Annotated in this window: 21 protein-coding genes and 2 tRNA genes; 17 read left to right on the forward strand and 6 right to left on the reverse strand. The window is 60.0% G+C overall.

Features of this window, described 5'->3' with window-relative positions; all coding sequences use genetic code 11:
• The first annotated feature begins 93 nt into the window (after nt 1-93).
• Nucleotides 94-1,776, forward strand: a complete 1,683-nt coding sequence (gene ettA, locus RY113_RS03925) for an energy-dependent translational throttle protein EttA (RefSeq protein ID WP_315913613.1) — start codon at nt 94-96, stop codon at nt 1,774-1,776.
• A 220-nt stretch (nt 1,777-1,996) separates the two neighbouring features.
• A complete protein-coding gene (locus RY113_RS03930; RefSeq protein WP_315913614.1) occupies nt 1,997-3,799 on the forward strand; it encodes a BCCT family transporter in 1,803 nt (600 codons plus the stop codon).
• A 36-nt stretch (nt 3,800-3,835) separates the two neighbouring features.
• On the opposite strand, the gene RY113_RS03935 is transcribed toward RY113_RS03930, so the two are convergent.
• Entirely contained in the window at nt 3,836-4,741 is a 906-nt protein-coding gene (locus tag RY113_RS03935) for an acyl-CoA thioesterase II (RefSeq protein WP_315913615.1), read from the reverse strand.
• A 136-nt stretch (nt 4,742-4,877) separates the two neighbouring features.
• Here RY113_RS03935 and RY113_RS03940 point away from each other — a divergent pair, with 136 nt between their 5' ends.
• Both RY113_RS03940 and RY113_RS03945 read left to right on the forward strand, forming a co-directional pair.
• Complete coding sequence (locus RY113_RS03940) at nt 4,878-5,366, forward strand: thioesterase family protein (RefSeq protein WP_315913616.1); 489 nt, start codon at nt 4,878-4,880, stop codon at nt 5,364-5,366.
• Nucleotides 5,366-6,034 (forward strand): hypothetical protein, encoded by a 669-nt coding sequence (locus tag RY113_RS03945; protein ID WP_315913617.1) that lies wholly within the window; start codon nt 5,366-5,368, stop codon nt 6,032-6,034. The genes RY113_RS03940 and RY113_RS03945 overlap by 1 nt, the downstream gene beginning before the upstream one ends.
• Nucleotides 6,035-6,099: 65 nt before the next feature.
• Here RY113_RS03945 and RY113_RS03950 read toward each other — a convergent pair whose 3' ends face one another.
• The 5 genes from RY113_RS03950 to pepN all read right to left on the reverse strand — a co-directional run bounded on the left by RY113_RS03950 (nt 6,100) and on the right by pepN (nt 11,663).
• The gene (locus RY113_RS03950; RefSeq protein WP_315913618.1) at nt 6,100-6,675 is read right to left on the reverse strand and encodes a globin; all 576 of its coding nucleotides are present in this window, start codon (nt 6,673-6,675) and stop codon (nt 6,100-6,102) included.
• Nucleotides 6,676-6,716: 41 nt separating this feature from the next.
• Nucleotides 6,717-7,454 carry a mechanosensitive ion channel domain-containing protein gene (locus RY113_RS03955; RefSeq protein ID WP_315913619.1) on the reverse strand — a complete coding sequence of 246 codons (738 nt, stop codon included), beginning with the start codon at nt 7,452-7,454 and terminating at the stop codon, nt 6,717-6,719.
• A 103-nt stretch (nt 7,455-7,557) separates the two neighbouring features.
• Complete coding sequence (locus RY113_RS03960) at nt 7,558-8,040, reverse strand: OsmC family protein (protein WP_110106501.1); 483 nt, start codon at nt 8,038-8,040, stop codon at nt 7,558-7,560.
• 79 nt (nt 8,041-8,119) lie between these two features.
• A complete protein-coding gene (locus RY113_RS03965; RefSeq protein WP_315913620.1) occupies nt 8,120-8,956 on the reverse strand; it encodes an SGNH/GDSL hydrolase family protein in 837 nt (278 codons plus the stop codon).
• A 157-nt stretch (nt 8,957-9,113) separates the two neighbouring features.
• Nucleotides 9,114-11,663 (reverse strand): aminopeptidase N, encoded by a 2,550-nt coding sequence (pepN, locus tag RY113_RS03970; protein WP_315913621.1) that lies wholly within the window; start codon nt 11,661-11,663, stop codon nt 9,114-9,116.
• A gap of 288 nt (nt 11,664-11,951) precedes the next feature.
• Between pepN and RY113_RS03975 the strand changes: the two genes are divergently transcribed.
• From RY113_RS03975 to RY113_RS04035, 13 genes are all read left to right on the forward strand, one after another.
• Complete coding sequence (locus RY113_RS03975; protein WP_315913622.1) at nt 11,952-12,980, forward strand: DUF1648 domain-containing protein; 1,029 nt, start codon at nt 11,952-11,954, stop codon at nt 12,978-12,980.
• Between the two features lie 4 nt (nt 12,981-12,984).
• Nucleotides 12,985-13,980, forward strand: a complete 996-nt coding sequence (locus RY113_RS03980) for a hypothetical protein (protein ID WP_315913623.1) — start codon at nt 12,985-12,987, stop codon at nt 13,978-13,980.
• 96 nt (nt 13,981-14,076) lie between these two features.
• On the forward strand, nt 14,077-14,550 hold the full coding sequence (locus RY113_RS03985; RefSeq protein ID WP_315913624.1) for a ribose-5-phosphate isomerase: 474 nt from the start codon (nt 14,077-14,079) through the stop codon (nt 14,548-14,550).
• Nucleotides 14,551-15,501: a zinc finger domain-containing protein gene (locus RY113_RS03990; protein WP_315913625.1), complete on the forward strand. Its 951-nt coding sequence runs from the start codon at nt 14,551-14,553 to the stop codon at nt 15,499-15,501.
• A 117-nt stretch (nt 15,502-15,618) separates the two neighbouring features.
• Nucleotides 15,619-15,692, forward strand: a tRNA-Gly gene (locus RY113_RS03995).
• A 230-nt stretch (nt 15,693-15,922) separates the two neighbouring features.
• A tRNA-Pro gene (locus RY113_RS04000) sits at nt 15,923-15,995 on the forward strand.
• Nucleotides 15,996-16,084: 89 nt separating this feature from the next.
• A complete protein-coding gene (gene tig, locus RY113_RS04005) occupies nt 16,085-17,455 on the forward strand; it encodes a trigger factor (protein WP_110106323.1) in 1,371 nt (456 codons plus the stop codon).
• A 277-nt stretch (nt 17,456-17,732) separates the two neighbouring features.
• Nucleotides 17,733-18,353 carry an ATP-dependent Clp protease proteolytic subunit gene (locus tag RY113_RS04010; RefSeq protein ID WP_110106324.1) on the forward strand — a complete coding sequence of 207 codons (621 nt, stop codon included), beginning with the start codon at nt 17,733-17,735 and terminating at the stop codon, nt 18,351-18,353.
• Nucleotides 18,354-18,388: 35 nt separating this feature from the next.
• Nucleotides 18,389-19,063, forward strand: coding sequence for an ATP-dependent Clp protease proteolytic subunit (locus tag RY113_RS04015; RefSeq protein WP_110106325.1), 675 nt, complete (start codon nt 18,389-18,391; stop codon nt 19,061-19,063).
• A gap of 184 nt (nt 19,064-19,247) precedes the next feature.
• Complete coding sequence (clpX, locus tag RY113_RS04020) at nt 19,248-20,534, forward strand: ATP-dependent Clp protease ATP-binding subunit ClpX (protein WP_315913626.1); 1,287 nt, start codon at nt 19,248-19,250, stop codon at nt 20,532-20,534.
• Between the two features lie 118 nt (nt 20,535-20,652).
• Entirely contained in the window at nt 20,653-21,279 is a 627-nt protein-coding gene (locus RY113_RS04025; RefSeq protein ID WP_315913627.1) for a DsbA family protein, read from the forward strand.
• 421 nt (nt 21,280-21,700) lie between these two features.
• Nucleotides 21,701-22,846, forward strand: a complete 1,146-nt coding sequence (locus RY113_RS04030; protein ID WP_315913628.1) for a glycosyltransferase family 1 protein — start codon at nt 21,701-21,703, stop codon at nt 22,844-22,846.
• Between the two features lie 674 nt (nt 22,847-23,520).
• The gene (locus RY113_RS04035; RefSeq protein ID WP_315913629.1) at nt 23,521-24,339 is read left to right on the forward strand and encodes an SGNH/GDSL hydrolase family protein; all 819 of its coding nucleotides are present in this window, start codon (nt 23,521-23,523) and stop codon (nt 24,337-24,339) included.
• The last annotated feature ends 62 nt before the right edge of the window (nt 24,340-24,401 follow it).

The following is a 24,401-nucleotide window of genomic DNA, read 5'->3' on the forward strand; positions in this document are numbered from 1 at the left end:
GCCAGCACCCCTGACCAGCCACATTCTGCCGTGTTGCTCACTTAGCCGGACGCGAATGTGAGATATATGCCTGCACCCACTAACCTTGAGGGTATGGCGGAATTTATTTATACAATGTCCAATGCCCGCAAGGCTGTTGGCGAAAAACTCATTCTTGACAACGTAAGCATGTCTTTCTACCCCGGTGCCAAAATTGGCGTTGTGGGTCCTAACGGTGCCGGTAAGTCCACCATTTTGAAGATTATGGCTGGATTGGACACCCCCTCCAACGGTGAGGCTCGTTTGAGCCCCGGCTACACTGTGGGCATTTTGCTCCAGGAGCCGCCGCTGAACGAGGAAAAAACCGTTCTGGGCAACGTCCAGGAAGGCGTGGGGGAGATCTACGCAAAGATCACCCGCTACAACGAGATCTCCGAGGAAATGGCCAGCCCCGACGCTGACTTCGACACCCTTCTCGAAGAGATGGGCAAGTTGCAGGAAGCCATTGACACTGCCGATGCTTGGGATATTGACTCTCAGCTGGAGCAGGCAATGGACGCACTGCAGTGTCCCCCGGGAGATTCCGATGTCACACTTCTCTCCGGTGGTGAACGCCGCCGTGTTGCCTTGTGCAAACTCCTTCTGCAGAAGCCTGACCTGTTGCTCCTGGATGAGCCCACTAACCACTTGGACGCCGAGTCCGTAAACTGGTTGGAACAGCATCTCAAGAGCTACGCCGGCGCCGTCCTGGCCGTCACCCACGATAGGTACTTCCTTGACCATGTTGCCGAATGGATTGCAGAAGTAGACCGCGGTCACCTGTACCCCTACGAAGGCAACTACTCCACTTACCTAGAGAAGAAGCGCGCCCGCCTGGAAGTTCAGGGCAAGAAGGACGCCAAGCAGGCCAAGCGCCTCACGGAGGAACTCGAATGGGTTCGCTCCAATGCCAAGGGACGTCAGACCAAGTCCAAGGCCCGTTTGGCCCGCTACGAGGAAATGGCTGCCGAGGCTGACCGCACGCGCAAGCTTGACTTCGAAGAGATTCAGATTCCACCGGGCCCGCGCCTTGGTGGCATTGTGCTCGAGGCGGACAAGCTGAAGAAGGGCTACGGGGACCGTGTCCTGATCGACGGCCTCACCTTCACCTTGCCCCGCAACGGCATTGTTGGCGTCATTGGGCCCAACGGTGTGGGTAAGTCAACCCTGTTCAAGACCATTGTTGGTCTTGAAGAGCTCGACGGCGGCAACCTCAAGGTGGGTGACTCGGTCAAGATCTCCTACGCCGACCAGAGCCGCGGCGGCATTGATCCCGATAAGACCCTCTGGGAGGTTGTCTCCGACGGACTCGACTTCATCCAGGTGGGCCAGGTTGAAATGCCTTCCCGTGCCTATGTGGCAGCCTTTGGTTTCAAGGGTCCGGACCAGCAAAAGAAGGCAGGAGTGCTCTCCGGTGGTGAGCGCAACCGTCTGAACCTGGCCTTGACCCTTAAGCAGGGTGGAAACTTGTTGCTCTTGGATGAGCCCACTAACGATCTTGACGTGGAAACTCTCAGCAGCCTTGAAAACGCTTTGCTGGAATTCCCCGGCTGCGCCGTTGTGGTCTCTCACGATCGCTGGTTCCTTGACCGCATCGCCACCCACATCCTCGCCTACGAAGGCACCGATGAGAACCCGGCCAACTGGCACTGGTTTGAAGGTAACTTTGACGCCTACGAGGAAAACAAGGTTGAGCGCCTTGGTGCAGACGCAGCACGTCCGCACCGCGTGACTCACCGCCGCCTCACCCGCGACTAGTCCCCACGCCCTCCCAATAATCAACCGCTGGCGCGTTTGATTGTTGGGTCCCTCGGGCGCGTGGGCCCATCCACGCACTCCCAACGCTCAACCGCTGGCGCGTTTGATTATTGGGTCCCTCGGGCGCGTGGGCCCATAAAATGGTCAGCTCCTTGTGAGCTGGCCATTTTTTATGCACAAAACAGGGTACATTCAGCGCGGATGGATCTAGGCTGGGGAAATGTCAGTGACTCAATCCAAGCCTCCAGTCCATCGCTGGGTTTTTTGGCCAGCAGCCTCCATAGTTTTAGTATTCGCAGCGTTCGCCATGATTGCGCCGCAAACTGCCGAGGCGCTCTTCTCCAGCATTCAAAGCGCCATTGTGGGCTACTTCAACTGGTACTACGTACTGCTGGCCACCGCTTTGGTGATCTTCAGCCTGTGGGTGGGGTTCAGCAAATTTGGCGATATCAAGCTGGGCAAAGATGACGACGAGCCTGAATTCTCGCTGGGCTCATGGTTTTCGTTGCTGTTCGCCGCCGGTATGGGCATTGGCCTAGTGTTCTACGGTGTCAGCGAACCACTGAGTCACTTTGCGTCCCCGAAGCCTGGCACCACTGGTAACCCCGGTGAACTTGCCCAGCATGCGCTGTCTCAGACATTCCTGCACTGGGGTGTACATGCCTGGTCAATCTATGTGGTGATTGGATTGGCCCTGGCCTACGCCATCCATCGTCGCGGGCGTCCCGTTTCCATCCGATGGACGCTGGAACCCTTGCTCGGGAAGAAAAGGGTGAGCGGTGGCCTGGGAAACCTGATTGACGTGGTGGCCCTGGTTGGCACCATTTTCGGTGTTGCCACATCACTGGGACTAGGTGTTTTGCAGATCAGTGCCGGTCTGGAACACGCCGGGCTGATCACCTCCTCAATGTTCATAGATCTGGTCATCATTGTGGTGGTCACCTGTCTGGTGTTGCTCTCCGTGCTCTCTGGAGTGGGCAAGGGCATGAAATGGCTCTCCAACACCAACCTGATTCTGGCCGGCATTTTTGTACTCTTCTTGCTGGTGGTGGGTCCTACCCAGTTCCTGTTGCGTAACTTTGTGCAGTCAACTGGCAACTATCTGCAGAGTTTTGTGGGTATGGCTTTCAACGTCAGTGCCTTCTCCGGTGCGGAGGGCGAAGTCTGGCAGTCAACGTGGACCACCTTCTACTGGGGTTGGTGGATATCCTGGGCACCCTTTGTGGGTATCTTCATTGCCCGGATTTCCAAAGGCCGCACCGTGCGCCAATTTGTGGCAGGGGTAATCCTAGTCCCCACCGTGGTCACCTTACTGTGGTTCAGCGTGCTCGGTGGTACCGCACTGTATTCCGAGCTTAACGGCCCCGGCGGGCTGGTGGGTCCGGATGGAACAGTGGATTCCGCCGGAGCCCTCTTTGCCACACTCGCTCAGATTCCCGCAGGCGGGGTGCTGACCATCGGAGCGATCATCATGATCGTCATTTTCTTTGTCACCTCGGCAGATTCAGGTGCGCTGGTCATGGGAATGATTGCCAGTGGGGGAGATGTGGAACCCCGAAACTGGATCCGTATCTTCTTCGCCCTAGCCACATCATTGTTGGCCAGCGCGCTGTTGCTATCCGGCGGGTTGGAAGCACTGAAAACGGCAGCCATCATCATCGCACTGCCTTTTAGCCTGGTGTTGATCCTGATCTGTTTCTCCACATACCAGGCTTTTGCCCGTGAGACCCGTGCGTATGAGAAGGCCAAACGTCAGGCCTTTGTTGGCCATATTGGGGACTTTTACGGGTTGGAGGTGGATGGTCCGCAGCAGATCTCTCCGTTGGTGACCTTGCGGCTCCTCACGGCCAGATTGCGGGGGCAAGTTCCGCCAGCACGGCGCCCACGCATTGATCCGTTCGGCCACGCCCGCCCCGGATCAGGATTCCTTGAAGGCGCGAACGCGGGTCCCGAATCCGGCGGCACTACGGAGACTGCCACCTCCGCCCCGGTTGAGGCGCCCACCGACAAACCGGAACCGTAGCCGGCACACGTCACGCCCCAGCCTTAGCCCGCAGGCTTAGTCCGCAGCAGTACCGTCTGGAATACGCATCATGCCCTCTTGCGCCACGGAGGCCACCAGCACGCCGTCGCGGTTGTAGAAGCGGCCCAGGTTCAGGCCGCGGGCCTCTGAAGCACTGGGCGATTCGGCAACGTACAGCAGCCAATCATCCACCGCCAGGGGCCGGTGCCACCACATGGCATGGTCAAGGCTGGCCACACTGATGCCGGGGGTTGCCCAGCTGATGCCGTGGCGTCGCAGTGAAGGCTCCAGCAACGTGTAATCACTGGCGTAGGCCAGAGCCGCGCGGTGCAAGTTCTGGTCCTCAGGCATGGGGCCCAAAGTTTTCAGCCACACAGCCGTGTGCGCCACATGCTCACCCTTGACATCAAAATAGATATCATTCTCTACATGCCGAATGTCAAAGGGGCGTTCGTAAGCCCACGCCCGGGCCACAGGGTGATCGATCCCACCTAGGAGTTGGGCCGACGTGGGAAGTGTCTCTGGCGCAGGAATGCCCTGCGGCATGGGCTCTTGATGCTCAATCCCACTGTCAGGTTTCTGGAATGAGGAAATCATGGACAGGATGGGTACACCGCCCTGGTAGGCATGGGTGCGTCGCGCTGAGAAGGAACGCCCATCGCGCAGGCGCTGCACGCCAAACGTCAGGGAGGAGGCCGCCTCGCCTGGGCGCAGGAAATAGCCGTGCATGGAGTGCACCAGATGGTCCCCGCCCACGGTGCGCGCAGCTGCCACGAGCGATTGTGCCAGAACCTGTCCACCAAAAAGCCGGGCCCGGGGCGCTTTTGCATCACCGAGACCTACAAAAATATCCTCGTCAGTTTGAGCACCTCCTGCATCGGAGAGCTCCAAGATGCGTAGGAGGGATTCCATAGGGTCAAAGTCCGTTGGTGTGACATTCATAAACGTGACTCTATGTGTCCAGAGGAGGCTGCGACAAATGGGGAGTCCGGTATGAATCCGGCCCTACGCCTGGCTTTTGCTGTGACGTTGGGGACTTTGATTGGTGGCACCAACGCCGCTTTGACATGATGAAGGCATGGCACCTGGCTTTCAGCTCACCCAACAAATCCGTTTCGGCGACATTGATGCGTACAATCACGTCAACAATGTGGCCTATTTGCAGTATCTTGAGGACGCGCGAGTCCAATTGTTCTATGCCGAACTGCCCGGTGGCAGCACTCTCCGCGGCCTGCTTGGCCCGGAACTCTTCACTCTTGTGGGACGTCATGAGATTGAATATCTAGCCCCCATCAGCTTCCGGACCGATCCCATCTATGTGAATACTTGGGTCACCCATGTGGGCGGTTCCAGCTTTGAACTCGGCTACACCGTCACGGAAGCTGACACCTCCATTATTTACGCCCAGGCGGCAACCTCCATGGTGGTGGTCTCGCGCGACACGGGACGCCCGGTCCGCCTCACGGAGGCCCAGAAAAGCGCCTTAAATCCATGGCGCGGTGACCCGGTGCCCTTCCGGCGCGCACCCGCCCGTCCCGTTCTGAGCCCAGCACAAGGAGCACACTGATGGACACCACCACCCACACCAACGAGTTAGTCCTTGAGGATGCCGGAACCCTTGCGGATCTGCGCACCTTTGTTAGCCGTGCCCGTACCGCGGACGACGGCGCCATCCGGCTTCAGGGGGACGGTCACGTTCTCGCGGCGTATGTGTGCGTCATGCGCGGGAAGCTTCTGGGCGAAGGTACCCCCACGATTCTGGGACTACGCACCATGGCCCTGGCGGCACCCGCGGACCTTGATGTCACGGTGTCCCTGTCCGCGGTGGCGGACCGCCTGGCCCGTATGGGAGACGGCGAGCTCCGCCTGCCCGTGCCTCCCATGAGTGTCCACGAATCGTGGGCCGGGATCGGTGCCCCGCGCGCGGCATGGCAGGAAATTGCTACGGTTCCTGCGGAGACACTGATCGAGGTGGCGAAGACCGGCGTGCAGGAAATTGGCCAGATTATCCCCGTCAATCCCGGCGCTCTTTTAGTCAATAACGTTAGGGCTTCCGTCTGGGGGCGCACCATGGCGGATGTGCCGGGTCAGATCCCCGGTGGGGCCGCCTTCGCAGCATACGCGCTGGGCTTTGTGGCACCCACCGAGACTGCCACTATTTTTCTCTCGCACCGGTGGCTGCGGATCAGCACCAACCGGGGCCACATTCTGGTGAAGCCGGCGTCGCTGCTTTAACGTGAGCCGCCCGGGCAAACTAGCCCGGGCAAACCGGCCCGAGCCCTCCCCACTCAGCTGGCCTTTTAGAGTGCCTGTGATGGAACCGACGCTGCGTTCACTAACGACGCCGCGGCCCGTTCCATGTAGTCCCACAGGGTGGCCTCGTGCATGGGGGAGAGCTCCACGGAATCGACTCCCTTGCGCATGGCCACCAGCCAGCGGTCTCGGGCCTCGGGGGTCACGGCGAATGGCATATGACGCATGCGCAGCCGCGGGTGTCCGCGTTCTTCAAGATAGGTGCGCGGCCCGCCCCAGTACTGCTCAATGAACATCAGCATGCGGTGTTCAGCCGGGCCCAGATCTTCCTCGGCGTACATGGCGCGCAGCACTGGATCAGCAGCGATGCCCTGGTAGAACACATGAATCATTTTCTTGAAGGTTTCATGCCCGCCCACCTGGCCGTAAAACGTGTCCGAGTAATCCTCTGCTTCATCCGGGGTAAGCCCCGATGTGGACGGCAACGGTTTGCCCACGGTGGGAATTGGCAGGAGCGTGGCCAGCGGTTCGCCAAAGCGGGACGGGATAGGGGTCCCCTCCGCTGCATCGTTAGCGGCGGGGCCGTTCGCAAAGGGAGATGTGGGATTGTGCTGGGAACTCATAGTCTGTTCAGTGCTTTCTGGTGTTCTTACTCTGATGTTCTTTACTCAGAGGTCTCGTTCAACTCCGACGCCGGGACTTGCCCGGGTGCCGGTGCGGGGGCTGTTGCCGGGGTGCTTGAGGTGACCGGCGTTTGCGTTGAGGTGGGTGAGCCTGCTTCAGCTGGGGGATGGTAGCTGCCCTTGGAACGGTTGCCCAGGCGCAGGATCTCGCCATTGCGCAGGTACCAGAGTGTGCCGTCTTCGCCAAGGACCCGGGTGATCCGCAAGCTGACGTATTCAACCGTGCCAATCACCTCGCTGGTTTGGATGACGTCACCAATGCCGAACTGGTCCTCAATGGCAATAAAAATGCCTGCCAAAAAGTCACGGATCAGTTGTTGGCAGCCAAAACCAATGGCAATACCGAGTACGCCCACGCTTGCCAGCAGCGGAGCAATGTCTATCTTGAAGGCAATGAGAACGTAGAACCCGCTCACCACGGCCACCACTATTGTCACCACGGAGTTCAATAAGGTGCCGATGGTACGGGCCCGCTGGACTCGGCGTTCATTATCAAGAGCACGCGCCACAGGGTCAATGGTGCGCAGCATGGGTGCTGCCCAACGCATGCTCCGGTGCTCCATTAACGTATTCTCGGCCTTAGCGCGCTTGACCACTATGCGGATGAAGTAGTGCAGCACCAGCCACACCACCAGACCCACTGCCACAGTGATGCCGGCCTGGGCAAGGTTCTCGAAGAAGCCTTCAGTGGGTTCACCCAATAAGTTGGTTAGCTGCACGCGCGATTTACCTTAAAGTCCGTTCCAGTGGGGCAGGGATGATTGTTAACAACCCTAACGCGCGGTGGACACGGTTTAGTCCTGAGTAGTTGGCCCTGGGTGCCTAGTCCTGCGTGGCAGCCAATAGACCCGGCTGGTGGTGCACGGGAAAGTTCACGCTGCGGGCAATGAAGCACGCAGCCGCTGCTTCGGCATGTAGGGAGAGGGCAAGTGATTCGGTGGCTGGATCTGCCACATAAATTTTGGGGTGCAGGGTGGCTGATTCAAATTGTCCGCTGCCATCAGGGTTAAGCACCAGCGTGGCCGTGGCGGTGTCCTCATATTTGGTGATTACCACCCCGTGTTTGACGGCTACATGCAGATAAGAAAGCATGTGGCACTGGGCCAGGGCTGTCAACAGTAACTGCTCCGGATTCCACCGGTCCCGGTCCCCATGGAAGGTCTTATCCGCTGAGCCCAGGAGTGCCGGCAGGCCCTGCGCCGTGATGGCATGATCGCGGCCATACGATTTATAGCTGGATGTACCGGGCCCTCGGTTACCTGTCCAGTGGACGTTGATCTCATAAGAGTGCTTAGTCAGGCTCATGCAGCCAAGCATAGGGGATTCTCACACCCCGGGGATATTGCCTGACCCGGGGTGTGAGAATCACTCTGTGGGAGGAGCTTTAGAGGAAGTACTTCAGGGCTGCTGCGTACCCGTACTGGTAGCCGGCAGCATTTGGATGGAACGCGTACGGGTTAGGCCCGCCCGGGTAGTTCAGCCAAGGGTTGGCTGAGGGGACGGCGTGTCCGCTAAAGAGATAAGCCACCGGGACAAATGCCACCCGGTTGGACAGAGCGCTATAAGCGAGCGTGCCATTGAGCAGATCAGCGGCGGCGTTCAAGGCCTGGGTTCCCGAGATCTGAGTTGGGGTGTATCCCAGAGCGGCCATGTTCTGCGGTTCAAAGAGCCGCGGATAGCCCAGGTACAAAACCTTTGCGCCCGGAGCCTTGGCCTTGACTGCCTTGAGCATGGAGGTTACAGATTTTGGCAACTTGCTCATGAGATGGATGGAGTTCGCCACGGCACCTTGGCACATGGTGGCAGTTGATGTTGGCGCAAGGCAGGCCGTGATGGCGGCGGTCCAGGCAACATCGTTACCACCGGCCGTCAACGTGATGACCTTTGTGCCCGATTGCAGATACGGCACTTCCAGGGTGCGCACTTGATCGGTGGTAAAACCGGCGCAGGCCAGATTCTCCAGGTGGGTGCCAAGTTTAGCGGCCACCCAGGGGCCATAGCCGTTGGGGCTCTGGCCACAGGCGCCAACCTCGCCGCCACCACCGGAGCCTGCCGAATAAGAGTCTCCCAGAACCGTGTAGATACTGCTTGTTCCAGTGGTGTGGGTGGTTTGTGTCTGGGCCAGGGCCGGTGTTCCGGCGAAGCCCACAATCATCCCGGCGGAAAGGAGCGTAACAGCTCCTACGCGGGCAGCAATTGACTTTAAATGATGTGTGAACATGCCCTGAAGCTACTCCGAAAAGCCGGGGAGGACTAGACTTTTTAGCAATACTTGAGGGAAAGTCCGCAGCACCCGCGGCGGGTAGATAAACACAGTAAAAACTGCCCGGGCTGCAACAAAATATGCTGCAGCCCGGGCAATGTCACGGCCGGGGTGCCTAGCGGTCCGCGGCCTGGGCGCGCAGTGCTCGCACCACGGTATCGCGGCTTTCCACGAGCAGGCGGCGCAAGGCCGGCACCTCGGTGCCCAAGGTGGCCAGGAACGCATCCGTAGCATCGAGGGTGGCCTGTGAAACCAGCTTGACCGGGTACAAGCCGGTGATGATGGTGGACGCCGTCTCATAGGACTTGCTCTCCCACACCTCCCGGAGCGCACCGAAGTACTTGGCCACAAAGGGCTCCAGCAGTGCCGTGTCCCAACCCTTCGTAAACCCGTCAATCGCCGCGCGCTGGATTGCATTGGCCCCGTCCCCGCGGACGACGACGGACTCCCACGTCTCAGCCTTGTTCTCGGCTGTGGGAATGGCTGCGTGGGCGGTGGCTGCCGCAAGTTGACCGTTTTGGGTGTTGTCCAACGCCAGGGCCGCCTCAATGGCAGCGGCATCCGCCCGGCCACCGGCGGCGAGGGCAATCAGGAACTCCCACTTCATATCGGTGTCCAGGACCAGCTTGTTCAGCATCTTCTCACCGTCAAGGAGTGCTTGCACACGATCCAGCTGGGCAGGGGACTGGGCCAGGGCGGCGAACGCTTTGACAAACTGCAATTGCGCATCAGTTCCTGCTGCGGCATTGCGTGTCAGCTCCCACAGAGAATCGGCGGCGGCAATGGCCGTGGCCTGCTGGTGTTCGGGGGCAACATAGAAGCTCAAGGCGGTGCTTAGCTGGCGCAGTAGCACCATGATGACTGTTGAATCGCTTTCGTAGCCAATGGTGGCCAGCACAAAGTCAACGTACTCGCGGGCGGGGGTTTCGCCGTCGCGCGTGGCATCCCAGGCCGAGGCTGACACCAGGGTGCGCGGCAGCGAATCCCGGAAGTCCTTTAGGTGCTCCTTGGCTGTCTGCAGCGAGTGCGGATCGAGGCGGATCTTGGCGTATGCCAAGTCGTCGTCATTGAGCAGAATCAGTGCCGGGCGCTCCAGGCCCACCAGCTCGGGAACCTCCGTCACGGCACCGTCAACGTCTAGTTCCACCCGGTGGGTGCGGACCAGTTTGCCGGCGTCCTCACCGGTGGCGGCCAGGTTGTAGAAGCCAATGGCCGCGCGGTGCGGGCGCAGGGTTGGGTGCTCTGCCACAGCGGACTGGAGGATCGCGAATGAGGTGATGACGCCGCCGTCTGTCACTTCCAGGGCTGGCTTGAAGGTGTTCACCCCTGCCGTCTCTAGCCACTTTTGTGTCCAGAGCGAGAGGTCCCGGCCGCTGGCAGCTTCCAACTCCACCATGAGGTCCGGCAGTTCCGTGTTCCCCCAGGCGTGCTTGGCGAAGTAGGCGCGCACGCCGGCCATGAACTCCTCCTGCCCCACCCAGGCCACGAGTTGGCGCAAAACGGAGGCGCCCTTGGCGTAGGTGATGCCGTCAAAGTTGACCAGCACGTCTTCGAGATCGTTGATCTCGGCCTTGATGGGGTGGGTGGAGGGCAACTGGTCCTGGCGGTACGCCCAGCTTTTCTCCAGCGAGGAGAACGTGGTCCATGAGTCCACATACTTGGTGTTTTCGGCGGCGGCCAGAGTGGACATGAACTCCGCGAAGGATTCGTTCAACCACAGGTCATTCCACCAGCGCATCGTGACGAGATCGCCGAACCACATGTGCGCGAGCTCGTGCAAAATGGTGATGGCGCGGCGTTCCACAGTGGCATCCGCCACTTTGGAGCGGAATACGTAGCTCTCTAAGAACGTCACGGCGCCGGCGTTTTCCATGGCTCCGGCGTTGAATTCAGGGACGAACAGTTGATCATACTTGGGGAAGGGGTAGGGGACGCCGAACTGCGCCTCGAAGAATTCAAAGCCCTGGCGGGTCAGCTCAAAAACGTTCTCTGCATCCAGGTACTCCATCAGGGATTTCCTGGCAAACACACCCAGGGGCACAATGCGGCCGTTGGAGCTGGTCAATTCGCTGCGCACACACTGGTAAGGCCCGGCAATCAGGGCCGTGATGTAGCTGGATATTGTCAGGGTTGGCTCAAAATGCCAGGTGGATTTGCCCTCGCCAGCGGCTTCCGGCACGGGGGTGGGGGAGTTGGAGATGACGTCCCAGTGATCCGGTGCCGTGATGTGGAAGGTGAAGGTGGCTTTCTGGTCCGGCTGCTCAAACACGGCGAACATGCGGCGCGAATCCGGCACCTCGAACTGGCTGTACAGGTACACCTCGCCATCCACGGGGTCCACGAACCGGTGTAGGCCCTCACCGGTATTCATAAAGAACGCCTGCGCCTCCACTCTCAGCACGTTCTCGGCGGCGAGGTGTGGCAGCTGGATGCGGACGCCGTCGGAAACCTGCGCCGGATCAAGTTCCTGTCCGTTCAAAGTGACACGGCTGACGCTTTCCGTTACCGCGTCAATGAACGAGGACGCTCCCTCTGTGGCATTGAATTTCACCGTGGTGGTGGAGGCGAAGGTGCGTTCCGAGGTGGTCAAGTCAAGGCTCACGTCATAACTTGTGACGGTCAAAGTGGCTGTGCGCTCAATGGCTTCGGCGCGGGTGAGGTTCATGCCAGGCAAAGTGATGCCTTCCGTTCGGGTGCGGATGGAACATTGCTGCCAGCGCAGAGGAGCGCCAGCGATTGAAATGATTCTTCCACCCTAACCCCGCACCGATTTCATCTGAACGAAATTTTCATAGCCATGTTGCCACCCAGGTGGCAGTCTACGTTCCAGCGGAGAAGCGCTAGGGCGCAAATGGGGCCCGCGGCGGCGGTTTGCCCGGGGGTGTGGCGTGGGGCAGGGTTGGAGGAGAATGGTTGAAAAGGACGAGCAGCGGGGTTTTTAGTGGGGGAGCAAGTGCGCGGTGCAGCGGCGGAACGCCAATACAACAAGCGGTGGTTGATTGGACTGCTCAGTGGGATGCTGCTCCTGGGGGTCCTGGCCGCGGTCTGGATGTTTACCATTTCCGCCCGGCTGCCGCAGGAACTGGCCATTCATTGGAACTCCAAGAACGAGGTGGATGGCTGGTCCTCGTTGTGGGGCGTGGCGCTCACCACGGTCCTGACCATGCTTGGAGTGGGTGGCATCATGGCAGCCCTTGCCGTGCTCGCTCGCGGACAGAACGCCTTGCTTGCCCGGATTGGTGCCGGTGTGGCTGTGGGGTTGGGGATGGGTGTGGGGGCACTGATGGTTGCCGTGGTGGCCGGCCAGATAGGGCTCTCGGAATCTTCGCAGGCTGAAATTTCGAATCCCGTTATGGGCGCGGGCTTGGCGCTGGCAGCGGCAGGAGGTGCCTTGGTGATGTGGCTGTACAAGCCCGGCGAGGTGGACAGGAGCCCCAGCCCCGAGGTGCTGGTTGCCAACAACGAGGCCACCGCAGGGGACTCAAGCCTTGCTGCGGCGGCGAAGGAACGTGTGGCCAGAGGCGAAACCATGGCCATTAAGGTCTCCATGGGCCCCTGGGCGTGGCTGTTGAGCGCAGGCGTTGGCGGTGTTGTGGCAGTGAGCACCTATTTCATTTTCCCTGCCTTGGCCCTGCTCGGCGTTGTGGTGGGAGGCTTCATTTGGGTGTTCACCCGCGGCACCGCGGTGATCAGCGCCGAAGGCGTGAAGGTCCTGGCCTCCGGATTCTTTAAGATCATGCCGTTGAAATGGGAAGAAATCCACAACGCCACAGTGGCGGACATCAAAGCCATGGACTACGGCGGCTGGGGATACCGGATGAGCGGCGGAGCTGTGGGCTTCATCATGGCCAACGGGCCCGCCGTGGCCATTGAAGCAGGCTTCCACCAGAGGTTTCTCATCTCCATGCCCAGCACGCTCAAGGCTGCCGAGGCGGCCGCGCTCATTAACGCTTACGTCCGCAACACGAAAGTGAAAAACTAGCATCATGACCTTTGACGGCAGCCATGACGTACCCAGCGCCCGGCACCTTGACGCCCGGGCGCTGCGGTTCGCCCTGATCTTTCCCGGATTACTGGCTATAGGGCTGGTGATTGGCGGGCTGCTAGTGGGTGGCGATCTTCCTGACGGAGTGGAACTGCCGTGGGGCGGGGGCGCGGTTTCTCTGCCTGTATTCCTGAGCGTGGGAGTGGGGACAATACTGGTGCTGGGCGCCGGAATTGGCGGGTGGGGAGCGCGCACCACCTTGCCAGGCACCGGCCGCCGAGTTCTCTTAGGCACAGCCATGGCCCTCCAACTGGCCAGTTGCACCTTGTTTGCCGCGGCACTGTTGGGCCAATCCAGTCAAGGCCCGCTGCCTGCGGTGCGAGTGGATGGCTACGTGATGCTCATGGGCTCCGGATTGGCAGTCGCCATGGGCGTGGTCCTGGCCTTGACGTTCAAACCCGATGAGCAGTGGACCCGAGCCGATGATGCCGCCTTGGCAGGGATCCTTGATAGTGCCCACGATCCCGCGGCGGCGCACGATCAGCTGGCCTACTTCCTCCATCCGCGCGGATCCGTGACCATGATGATCCTGTTGTTGGCGGTGCTTCCCGGCTCTTTGTTGGCACTGATTTCCCCGTGGATACTGCTGGGACTGCTGGCGGCGGCCCTGCTGCTCGTGGCCATGCTGTGTGCCACCGTTCACGTGGACCGCCAGGGGCTCACCGTCAAGATTCTGGGTTTCATCCCCGCTCTGGTGGCACCTTGCGAAGAGATTGCCGCAGCAGTTTCTTTAGACATTGTTGCCAAAGACTACGGGGGTTGGGGCCTGCGCAAGCACAGCGGCAACGCAACCTTTTTGAGCTACTCGGGTGCCGCCGTGGTCCTTCGAATGAACGACGGCGCAAAGGTAGCCGTCAGTGCCCCCAACCTTGACACGGCCGATGAACTCTCCGAAATCCTCAACCGCCGGGCCGGAAAACCGCCAACACAGCGCTGAGCAGGGCCGGGCGGGTAGCAAGTGGCAGCGGCCAAAGCATGCCCCGGCCATAGGTAGGCTTGTGGCGGTACTCAATCCCAAAACGAAGGAATCCTCATGCGCGTTCACATCGCAACCGACCACGCCGGCATGGAGCTCAGCGCCCACCTCATCACCGCTCTGGCAGCCAAGGGCTACGAGATGGTTGACCACGGCCCGCAGGCATACGACGCCGAGGACGACTACCCCTCCTTCTGCATCAACGCAGCCCTCGCCGTGGTGGCGGACCAGTCCGCAGGCGTAGACGCGCTTGGGATTGTGCTGGGAGGCTCCGGCAATGGCGAGCAGATCGCGGCAAACAAGGTCAAGGGCGTCCGTGCAGCACTGGCCTGGAACCTCTCCACCGCCCAGCTGGCCCGCGAGCACAACAACGCCAATGTTGTGGCTGTGGGCGGACGCCAGCACAGCGTTGAGGAGGCCACCGAAATCATTGAGGCCTTCCTAGCCGAGCCCTTCAGCGATGCCGAACGCCACGTGCGCCGCATCGGCAAGATCGCCACGTACGAGACCACCGGAGATGTTGTCGAGTAAATGCCTGAGGGACATTCGGTGCACCGCCTGGCGCGGCAGTTCAACGACGTGTTTGCTGGCTCAGTCCTGGCCGTATCCAGCCCGCAGGGCAAGTTTGCAGCTGGCGCGCGGCTGATTGACGGGCAGGCGCTGGAGCGGGCAGAGGCCCACGGCAAACAAATGTTCCTCACCTTCTCGCATGAGCTGATCCTGCGGGTCCATCTTGGGCTCTACGGTGCCTGGGACTTTGGCGGAGATTCCACCTTTACGGGAGCCTCCAGTATTGGTGCGCCCCGGCGGATCGGAGAACAGGAAATCGCTGCGGATTCCGGCGGGTGGGGCCACGGTGGACCGCCGGAGCCCAAGGGTGCCGTGCGGGTTCGGCTGGTCTCCGCCCACGGCTGGGCCGATCTTCGCGGGCCAACTGCCTGCGAGGTTCTCACGCCTGCCGCGGCCGCTGTGGTGCGCCGAAAGCTGGGTCCGGATCCGCTGAACAACCTGCCCGGTGACGGTGAAGAATTTGGCCGGCGGATCCGCAAAAGCATCACCTCCATCGCCCTGCAACTGATGAAGCAAGAAGTGCTGGCCGGGGTCGGAAATGTGTACCGCGCGGAGGTGCTGTTCCGTCTGAGCTTGGATCCGATGCGGCCAGGCAAGAGTCTGCAAGTGGAAGAGGCACGGGCGCTCTGGGCGGACATTGCCAAGATTATGGCCGACGGCGTCCGTGACGGGCGCATCATCACCACTGAATTGGGGGACCGGCCTTCAGGGCTGGGCGCAGCTGTGGGCCACGGGCTCGAAGATGCTCTGCTCGGAAGCCGCCCCAATAAGGATGTCCCGGTGCAAGACGCGCATTATGTGTACAAACGTGTTGGTCAGCCCTGCCGGCATTGCGGGACCGTGATCGCCATGGCTGAGCTCGGTGGCCGAAAGCTCTATTGGTGCCCGCACTGCCAGAGCGGAAAGGCCTAAATGCCGGAGAATCAACGCACTTTTGAGTTCCTTCGAGCCCCGATTTGCGAGACTGGCAAAGTGGTTGATAGTGTTACGGAGTTGTTCCGGCGAAAGCCCACAACAGCCCCGAAATACGGGGGCGTAGCTTAATGGTAAAGCCTCAGTTTTCCAAACTGATGACGCGGGTTCGATTCCCGTCGCCCCCTCCATGCAGTAACGAGTCCCTGGCCATCTGGCCGGGGACTTTTGCGTTCCCGGCTGCGACTGGGCCAGCGGTCGGAGAACGTAAGGGAACAGCGGCGGGTGAGTGCCCGGCGTCGTGCCTCAAAAGCCGCTTCTTTCCAGCGGCGCAGTACGCGCCACGGGCCGTGAAAAGCACCCCGTAAACCCCCGATTGTGCATCTGGGTACTTTTGCCCGTAGACTGTTCCGGGCAACTACGGGGCGTAGCGTAGTGGCTAGCGCGCCTGCTTTGGGAGCAGGAGACCGCAGGTTCGAGTCCTGTCGCCCCGACTTCAGCATTATTCGGTTCACGGTTGGTCAGTGACTGCCCATGTGCTGGGCCTAAATATCCATCAACAGACCATCAGGAGTACCACGCTGTGAAGAGCGCTGTCGAAAACCTCACACCCACTCGTGTAAAGCTTGACGTTGAGGTTTCCTTTGAGGAATTGAAGCCCAGCATCACCGAGGCCTACAAGACGATTGCCACACAGGTACAGGTACCTGGCTTCCGCAAGGGCAAGGTCCCCAACAAGCTGATCGATCAGCGCGTTGGCCGTGGCTACGTTCTGGAAACCGCCATCAACTCCGGCCTCAATGGCTGGTACCAGGATGCTGTGGTCGAGAACAAGCTCATCCCGTTGAGCCGTCCCGAGGTTGAAATCACCGAGGTTCCTGACCCCACCGCAACCGACGGCGTTGTCAAGTTCCACGTTGAGCTGGATATCCGCCCCGAGATTGAGCTGCCCAGCTACGAAGGCATCGAGGTTGAGGTTGCTGCTGTTGAGGCTTCCGAAGAAGATAACGTCAAGGCTCTGGATGAGCTGCGCGCCCGCTTCGGCACCCTGGTTGCTGTTGACCGCCCGGCCGTTGACGGTGACTTCCTGACCATCAACATCGCTGCCAAGATCGACGACGTCGAGGTTGACGCCGCATCGGATCTCTCCTACCAGATTGGCGCAGGCAACATGCTCGACGGCCTGGATGAGGCCGCAACCGGCCTGTCCGCTGGCGAGGAAGCCATCTTCAACACCAAGCTTGCCGGCGGCGAGCACGCTGGTGAAGAAGCTCAGGTCACGCTCAAGGTGACCTCAGTGAAGGAACGCGAACTGCCCGAGGCAAACGATGACTTCGCTCAGCTGGCTTCTGAGTTCGACACCATTGACGAACTCAAGGAAGACCTGGCCCAGCAGGCCGCCGAGTCCAAGACCGTAGAGCAGGGTGTTGAGGCCCGCGACAAGGTTCTTGAGAAGCTCGTAGAGCTCGTTGAGGTGCCCGTTCCGGATTCGGTGGTTGCCGATCAGCTCGAGCAGCACTTCAAGGCAGAGAACGCTCACGGCCCCGAAGAGCACGACACCGAAGAGCACCGCGCCGAGGTCAAGGAAAACACCGAGAAGGCCTTCCGTAACGAGATCATCCTCGATGCCATCGCTGAGAAGGAAGAGATCGGCGTCAGCCAGGCTGAACTGATCGATTACATCGTCTCCTCGGCCAGCCAGTACGGCATGGACCCGAACCAGTTCGCACAGATGCTCGATTCCTCCGGCCAGGTCAACATGATTGTTGGCGAAGTACGCCGCCGCAAGGCTCTTGCCGTTGTCTTGGGCAAGGCCACCGTGACGGATTCCGAAGGTGCCGTAGTGGATCTGACCGACTTCGTCTCAGTTGCTTCTGAAGAAGAAGACATTGCTGGCGAGGACGAGGTCATCGAGGCCTCAGCGGTTTCCGATCCGGGCGAAGTCCGCATCTAATGCTGCTTGCCCCATGACAGGGCAACAAAGATTGAACGCCGTTGCCGGTTCTCCCAGGAGAGCCGGCAACGGCTTTTTTATGCCCACGAAGCAACGCCCGTGGGAGCGCTTTCATTCCCCTACGCGTAGGGCGAACGGGGATCGTGCGCCGACAGCGAACAGCACCGCCACGGGCCCCAAAGGCTTGTGAAAAAGGGCTACTGTCCAAGTAGTGAACATTAGTGATGGTTCCGCCGGGCACGCTCGGCAGGCCACACGAAGGAGAGGTAAACCCACCATGGCACAGCAAACCACCCCCACGATGGCCAGCGCGGACTCAAACGGTCAAGACCAGTACATTTTCAACCGCCTGCTGAAGGAACGCATCATCTGGTTGGGCTCGGAAGTTCGCGACGACAACGCGAATGTCATCTGCTCGCAGCTGTTGCTGCTCTCGGCCGAGGACCCTGACAAGGACATCTTCTTGTACATCAACTCACCCGGCGGCTCAGTGACAGCCGGCATGGCGATCTATGACACCATGCAGTACATCCCGAATGACGTTGTCACGGTCGCCACCGGGCTGGCAGCCTCCATGGGCCAGTTCCTGCTCTCCTCGGGCACCAAGGGCAAGCGCTACGCAACTCCCAACGCACGCATCCTCATGCACCAGCCATCAGGCGGCATTGGAGGAACGGCGTCGGACATCAAGATTCAGGCTGAGCTGATCCTGCACATGAAGAAGGTCATGGCTGAACTGACGGCAGAGCAGACTGGCCAGAGCATCGAGAAGATCCTCGTGGACAATGACCGCGATAAGTGGTTCACCGCAGAGCAGGGCTTGGAATACGGCTTCTTCGATAAGATTGCCCGCCACGCCGGCTCCGTTGCCGGTGGCGGCGGAACCAACGCCAAGTAATTCGCCAAAGCACAAGATTTCAGGAGCAACAAGACATGACTTACAACTTTGGCAGCACAGCATTTGGCAACACTGCCGGCAACCTACCCACCAGCCGCTACGTGCTCCCTCAGTTCGAGGAGCGCACACCCTACGGCTTCAAGCGCCAGGACCCGTACACCAAGCTCTTTGAAGACCGCATCATCTTCTTGGGCGTCCAGGTTGATGACGCATCAGCCGACGATGTCATGGCCCAGCTGCTGGTGCTGGAAGCTGATGACACGGACCGCGACATCACCTTGTACATCAACTCTCCCGGTGGATCATTCACGGCCATGACGGCCATCTATGACACCATGCAATTCATTCGCCCCGAGATTCAGACCGTATGCCTGGGCCAGGCCGCCTCCGCAGCCGCCGTGCTGCTCGCCGCCGGTGCGCCCGGTAAGCGTTTGGCCCTGCCGAACGCACGCGTGCTCATCCACCAGCCGGCACTCTCCGGCGGTCAGGGTGGACAGGCCTCCGACCTGGAAATCCAGGCTAACGAGGTCATGCGTATGCGTGAATGGCTGGAAAACACGCTGGCTGACCTTTCCGGCCGCACGCCTGAGCAGGTCAGCAATGACATTGAGCGTGACAACATCCTCACGGCCGCCCAGGCCAAGGAGTACGGTTTGATCGATGAGGTACTGGCGCCGCGCAAGATGAAGCCGGCGGCCATCACTCGCTAAAGTACTTGCGATTGCCGGAACAAGGGAGGAAATCCCTTGTTCCGGCGTTGGCATACCAGCCAATGTCAGTGCCGTGGCTTAGAGTGGAATGTAATTGGTAGGACGTTCTCGGCACCAGCTGTGGAATGAAGAAGTAGTAGAAGTAACTGCGCCGTCGGCGGGTTATTCGCGGAAGGACACATCAATGGCCAGGATGGGCGAAAGCACAGATCTGCTGAAGTGTTCTTTCTGCGGAAAGAGTCAAAAACAAGTTCGCAAGCTTATTGCCGGACCCGGCGTCTACATCTGTGACGAGTGCATTGAATTGTGCAACGAGATCATTGATGAAGAACTCGCTGAGGTGGCAGATCTTGACGCCTTTGAGCTCCCCAAGCCCCGCGAGATCTTTGATTTTCTGCAGGAATATGTGATTGGTCAGGAACCGGCAAAGCGCTCTTTGGCTGTGGCCGTGTACAACCACTACAAACGTATCCAGTCCGGCCATGCGGTTAAATCCAACACCATTTCCGGCGGTGTTCACGATGAGGTGGAGATTGCCAAGTCAAATATCCTGCTGGTGGGTCCCACCGGTTGCGGCAAGACGTATTTGGCGCAGACCTTGGCCCGCCGTCTCAATGTCCCCTTTGCCGTTGCAGACGCAACAGCTCTCACTGAGGCCGGGTACGTGGGCGAGGATGTAGAAAACATCTTGCTCAAGCTCATACAGGCAGCCGACTTTGATATTAAGAAGGCAGAGCAGGGCATTATCTACATTGACGAGATTGATAAAATCTCGCGTAAATCTGAGAACCCCTCCATTACCCGCGACGTGTCCGGGGAAGGTGTGCAGCAAGCGCTGCTGAAAATTCTTGAAGGAACCGTAGCGTCAGTACCGCCGCAGGGCGGGCGCAAACATCCGCATCAAGAGTTCATTCAGATCGACACCACCAATGTTCTATTTATTGTGGCCGGGGCGTTTGCTGGGCTGGAAGAAATTATTGGTTCCCGCGCGGGCAAGAAGGGCATCGGCTTTGGTGCCCCGCTCAGTGCCCTCAAGCAGTCCGAGGCAAGCTACGCGGACGTTATGCCTGAGGACTTACTGAAGTTTGGTCTGATCCCTGAATTCATTGGCCGCCTGCCCGTTATTACCACTGTTACTCAGCTGGACCGCACGGCCCTGATTCAGATCCTCACGGAACCCAAAAATGCGTTAGTCAAGCAGTACCAAAAAATGTTCACCCTGGACGGGGTCGATCTTGAATTCGATGAAGACGCCATGAGCGCCATTGCTGATCTGGCCTTGGCCCGGGGCACTGGCGCCCGCGGATTGCGTGCCATCTTAGAAGAAGTTCTACAGCCTGTCATGTTCGATCTTCCCAGCCGCGAAGACATTGCCACAGTGGTGATTACTGCCGATGTGGTGGCCAAGAAGTCTGAACCCACGTTGATTCCCCACGAAGTGGTTGCTAAGCGCAGGAACAAATCGGCTTAGGCCACCCCTTTCGCATCTGTGTACATGCTGACGGAATAGTTGGGTAGCTGCCGCCGTTGCACCAAATGGTGAAGTGGTTTTAGCTGCTTCGCACCCCGCACTACTAAGGAGATTCTACGTGTCTGAGAGTAATGTCGGCGCCACTGAAAAGGCCGATTTTTGGTTTGATCCCACCTGTCCCTTTGCATGGGCCACATCGCGCTGGATCGCTGAAGTGGAGCAGGTACGTAACATCAAGGTGGACTGGCACGTCATGAGCTTGGGCGTTCTGAACGAGAACAACACTGAATTACCTGCTGAGTACCAGGAGCACGTGAAGAAGGCGTGGGGACCCGTCCGCGTCATCATGGCCGCCGTCGCAGCTCATGGACAAGACGTCATCAAGCCGCTCTACGACGCCATGGGAACAGAGATCCACAACAACGGCAATAAGGACTTAGGCGATGTCATTGCCAAGTCCCTGGCCGAGGTGGGTCTGCCGGCCGAACTGGCAGCGGCAGCCACCACAGATGCCCATGACGTGGCGTTGCGGGCAAGCCACGCTGAAGGAATCAACAAGGTGGGCGAGGACGTGGGAACGCCCATCGTGGCATTCAACGGCACCGCCTTCTTTGGCCCCGTCGTCACCCGTATCCCACGCGGTGAAGAGGCAGGCAAGCTCTGGGACGCCACCGTCACACTGGCTAGCTTCCCGTACTTCTTTGAGATCAAGCGCAGCCGCACGGAATACCCCCAGTTCGACTAACACCCTTGATACGGCGCTCATGTAGAGCGTGATACTTCCGGCCGGGTTGAAAAAGTCTAACTTTTTCCACCCGGCCGTTGTTTTTGCCCCAGCAGAAGCGCATACTCTTTAATACCCGATCCGCCAAGGAAAGGGCTAGTACGAACCATAAATTCAGTGACTGAACCATCTTGATCAATGAGCACCGCCTCGGCGGGACGCTCGAATAGGTTCCTTGACACCGGTGATGCGGTGAATTGTCCTGAACTCCATGGCAAGCGCTAGACCGTTAGCATCACATGACGGCATGAAAGTCGAAGCCCCACCGACGGCACTCTGGCCGATGGGGCTTCCCCTTTGTCCAAAAAACGTTCACCCACTCTTCACCGGTTCGTTTGCTCCGCAGCCCGCAGCGCCAACCTGGGCACGCCATGGTTAAACCGTGAAACTTGCAATCATTGCTGAATCGTTTCTGCCCGAGATGAACGGGGTCACCCATTCACTGCTCAAGATCCTGCAACACCTGGATGCGCGAGGCGACGAGGTGCTGGTGATTGCCCCGTCCGCTGCCGGCAAGGAGCCGCGCGTGGTGGAAGGGGCAAGAGTCAGGCGGCTGCCCGCCATTGCCCTGGCGCGATATCCGAACATCCGGATTGCCGCCGGCGGGGTTTGGCGGGTGAAAACGCTGCTCACCGAATTCCAGCCCGATGTGGTGCACCTGGCCTCACCCTTCGTGCTCGGTTGGCGGGCTGTGCGGGCCGCGGAGGCGCTGGGGATTCCCACGGTGGCCGTCTACCAGACGGACGTGCCGGGTTACGCCGCACGCTACGGATTGCCCTTTCTGGAGAACTGGGCCTGGCGGCGTCTGGAAAACATCCACACCACCGCCACCCGGACCCTAGCGCCGTCCACCGACTCCCTCGAGGAGCTGCGCGGGCACGGCATTCCCCGCGTGGAACTGTGGCGCCGCGGGGTGGATACCGAACGTTTCCACCCCACAAAGCGTAGCGCCGCCTTTCGCAGGAAGCATGCGGCTCCGGGGCAGAAGATCATTGGCTACGTGGGGCGCTTGGCCCTCGAGAAGCAGGTCCAGGACCTGGCCGTACTGGCGGACATACCCAACACCCAACTGGTCATTGTGGGCGCTGGTCCACAGCGGGCGGCATTGGAAGCCGCACTGCCGCATGCCCAGTTCACGGGTTTTCTCGGGGGAGGGGAGCTGGCGGAGGCCATGGCCTCCTTTGACGTCTTTGTTCATCCGGGCGAGCTGGAAACATTCTGCCAGACCATTCAGGAGGCCATGGCTTCGGGTGTCCCCGTGGTGTCCACCGGCAAGGGCGGCCCCGTTGACTTGGTGGATTCCTCGCATACGGGCTGGCTTTATGCTCCCGGAAACTTGGCTCAGCTGCGCAGTCAGGTAAGTGACCTCATCGGCGACGACGCCAAGCGTGCAGCCTTTGCGGCTGCGGCGTTCAAGCAAGTCCAAGGCCGCAGCTGGTTTGTGCTCTGCGAACAACTCATGGAAATCTATCAGCGAGCCATAGTGGAGAAGTCACAGCGTCCGGCCATACCGAGAGGAGCCAAATGAAGGTTTCAGTCATTGGTACCGGATATTTGGGCACAGTCCACGCAGCGCCCGTGCCAGTTGGGGACATGAGGTAGTGGGGCTGGACACTGACGCGGCGCGGATAGCCCAATTGGCCCAGGGTGTGGCACCCTTCCACGAACAAGGTCTGAGTGATCTGGGCTTCCTCTTCTCGGCCGTGGAGGCACTCCTGCCTAGTTTGGGAACCGGTTCGGTAGTGGTCGCCAAGTCTAGCGTGCCCGTAGGAACTGCTGTGGGGACCGCAGCCCTCGATGCTGTCTATGGGCCGCTGCTTGAACAGGGCACCCCGCGCATCGTCATCAACTTCGCAACGGTGGAACTAGTCAAGGTGGCCGCCAGCTCATTTCTCGCCGTGAAGCTCTCCTACAGCAATGCTGTGGCGCAGGATTCGGCGGCGGATGCCTGCCCAAGGACCTGCGTTCATTCCGTGCGCAGGCGCAGGCGCTCAGTGTGGAGTCACTTGGGAAGTTGTTGGACCTGGCCGAGGAGGTCAATCTCGATGCGAGGGACAGGCTGGCAGAGACGGCAACGCAACTGTTGGACGGTTCCGTGTGAGGTGGCCCGGCAGGGGGCCGAGCTGGTCCTGCTGGGACTACACCGGAGTGGGCAAGGGGACGCCGGTACGGGCGCGGCCCCAGAGCGGTACGTAACGGTCAATGATTGTTGGGGGAACCGACCGTTACCTCGCACTGGGGGACTCCTTCACGGAAGGGGTGGGTGATGATAAGAAGCACTGGCCAAATGGAGTCAAGGGCTGGGCCGACTGGGTTGCGGAAGGGCTCGCCCGGGACGCTCCGGGCTGGGAATATGCCAACCTCGCGGTACGCAGTAAAAGGCTGCGTCACGTGGCGGCCGAGCAACTCGAAGCAGCCATGGATCCAAAACCCACACTGGTCACCTTGTATGCAGGCGGCAACGACGTCATGGACGTGGGCACGTCGATGGCCCGGATCCTGCAGGAGTACGAATCACTCGTGGCCCGGCTGGCCCAGTCAGGGGCAGCCCCGCTGTTGTTCACCGGATACGATGTGGAGGTTTCGCCACCGCTGGCTCCACTGCGCAGCAAGAACCATGCGTACAACGACGGCATCAGAACCATCGCTGCGAAGTATGGTGCCACGGTGGTGGACTACGCGTCTTGGACGGCTTACGAGAACCCCGCCATGTGGTGCTCGGACCGGCTGCACATGTCCAAGCGCGGGCACAAATACCTGGCTGGACGGGTCCTGGACCTGCTGGAGGTACCCCATGGCATCAGCCTCAAGGACAAAAGCCACCCTCCAACTACCTGGAAACAGCGCGGTTATGGGCATTACCGGTGGTACATGGAGTGGGTGGTGCCGCTGATCGGCCGGAAAATGCGGCGCACAACCCTCGGCGATTCGTTGGGTCCACGCTGGCCAGAGCCGGTCCGGGTGCCACCCAAGAAGGGTCTGCCCAAGCTTGTCCGGGCGAGCCTGCAAGCTACCCGCTGAGCCCTGCAGCATAGCCCCGCTGAGCCCTGCCGGGTGATACAGAAAAGGGAACGCCGCACCGT

Source organism: Arthrobacter sp. lap29, from assembly GCF_032458965.1.
GTDB lineage: Bacteria > Actinomycetota > Actinomycetes > Actinomycetales > Micrococcaceae > Specibacter > Specibacter psychrochitiniphilus.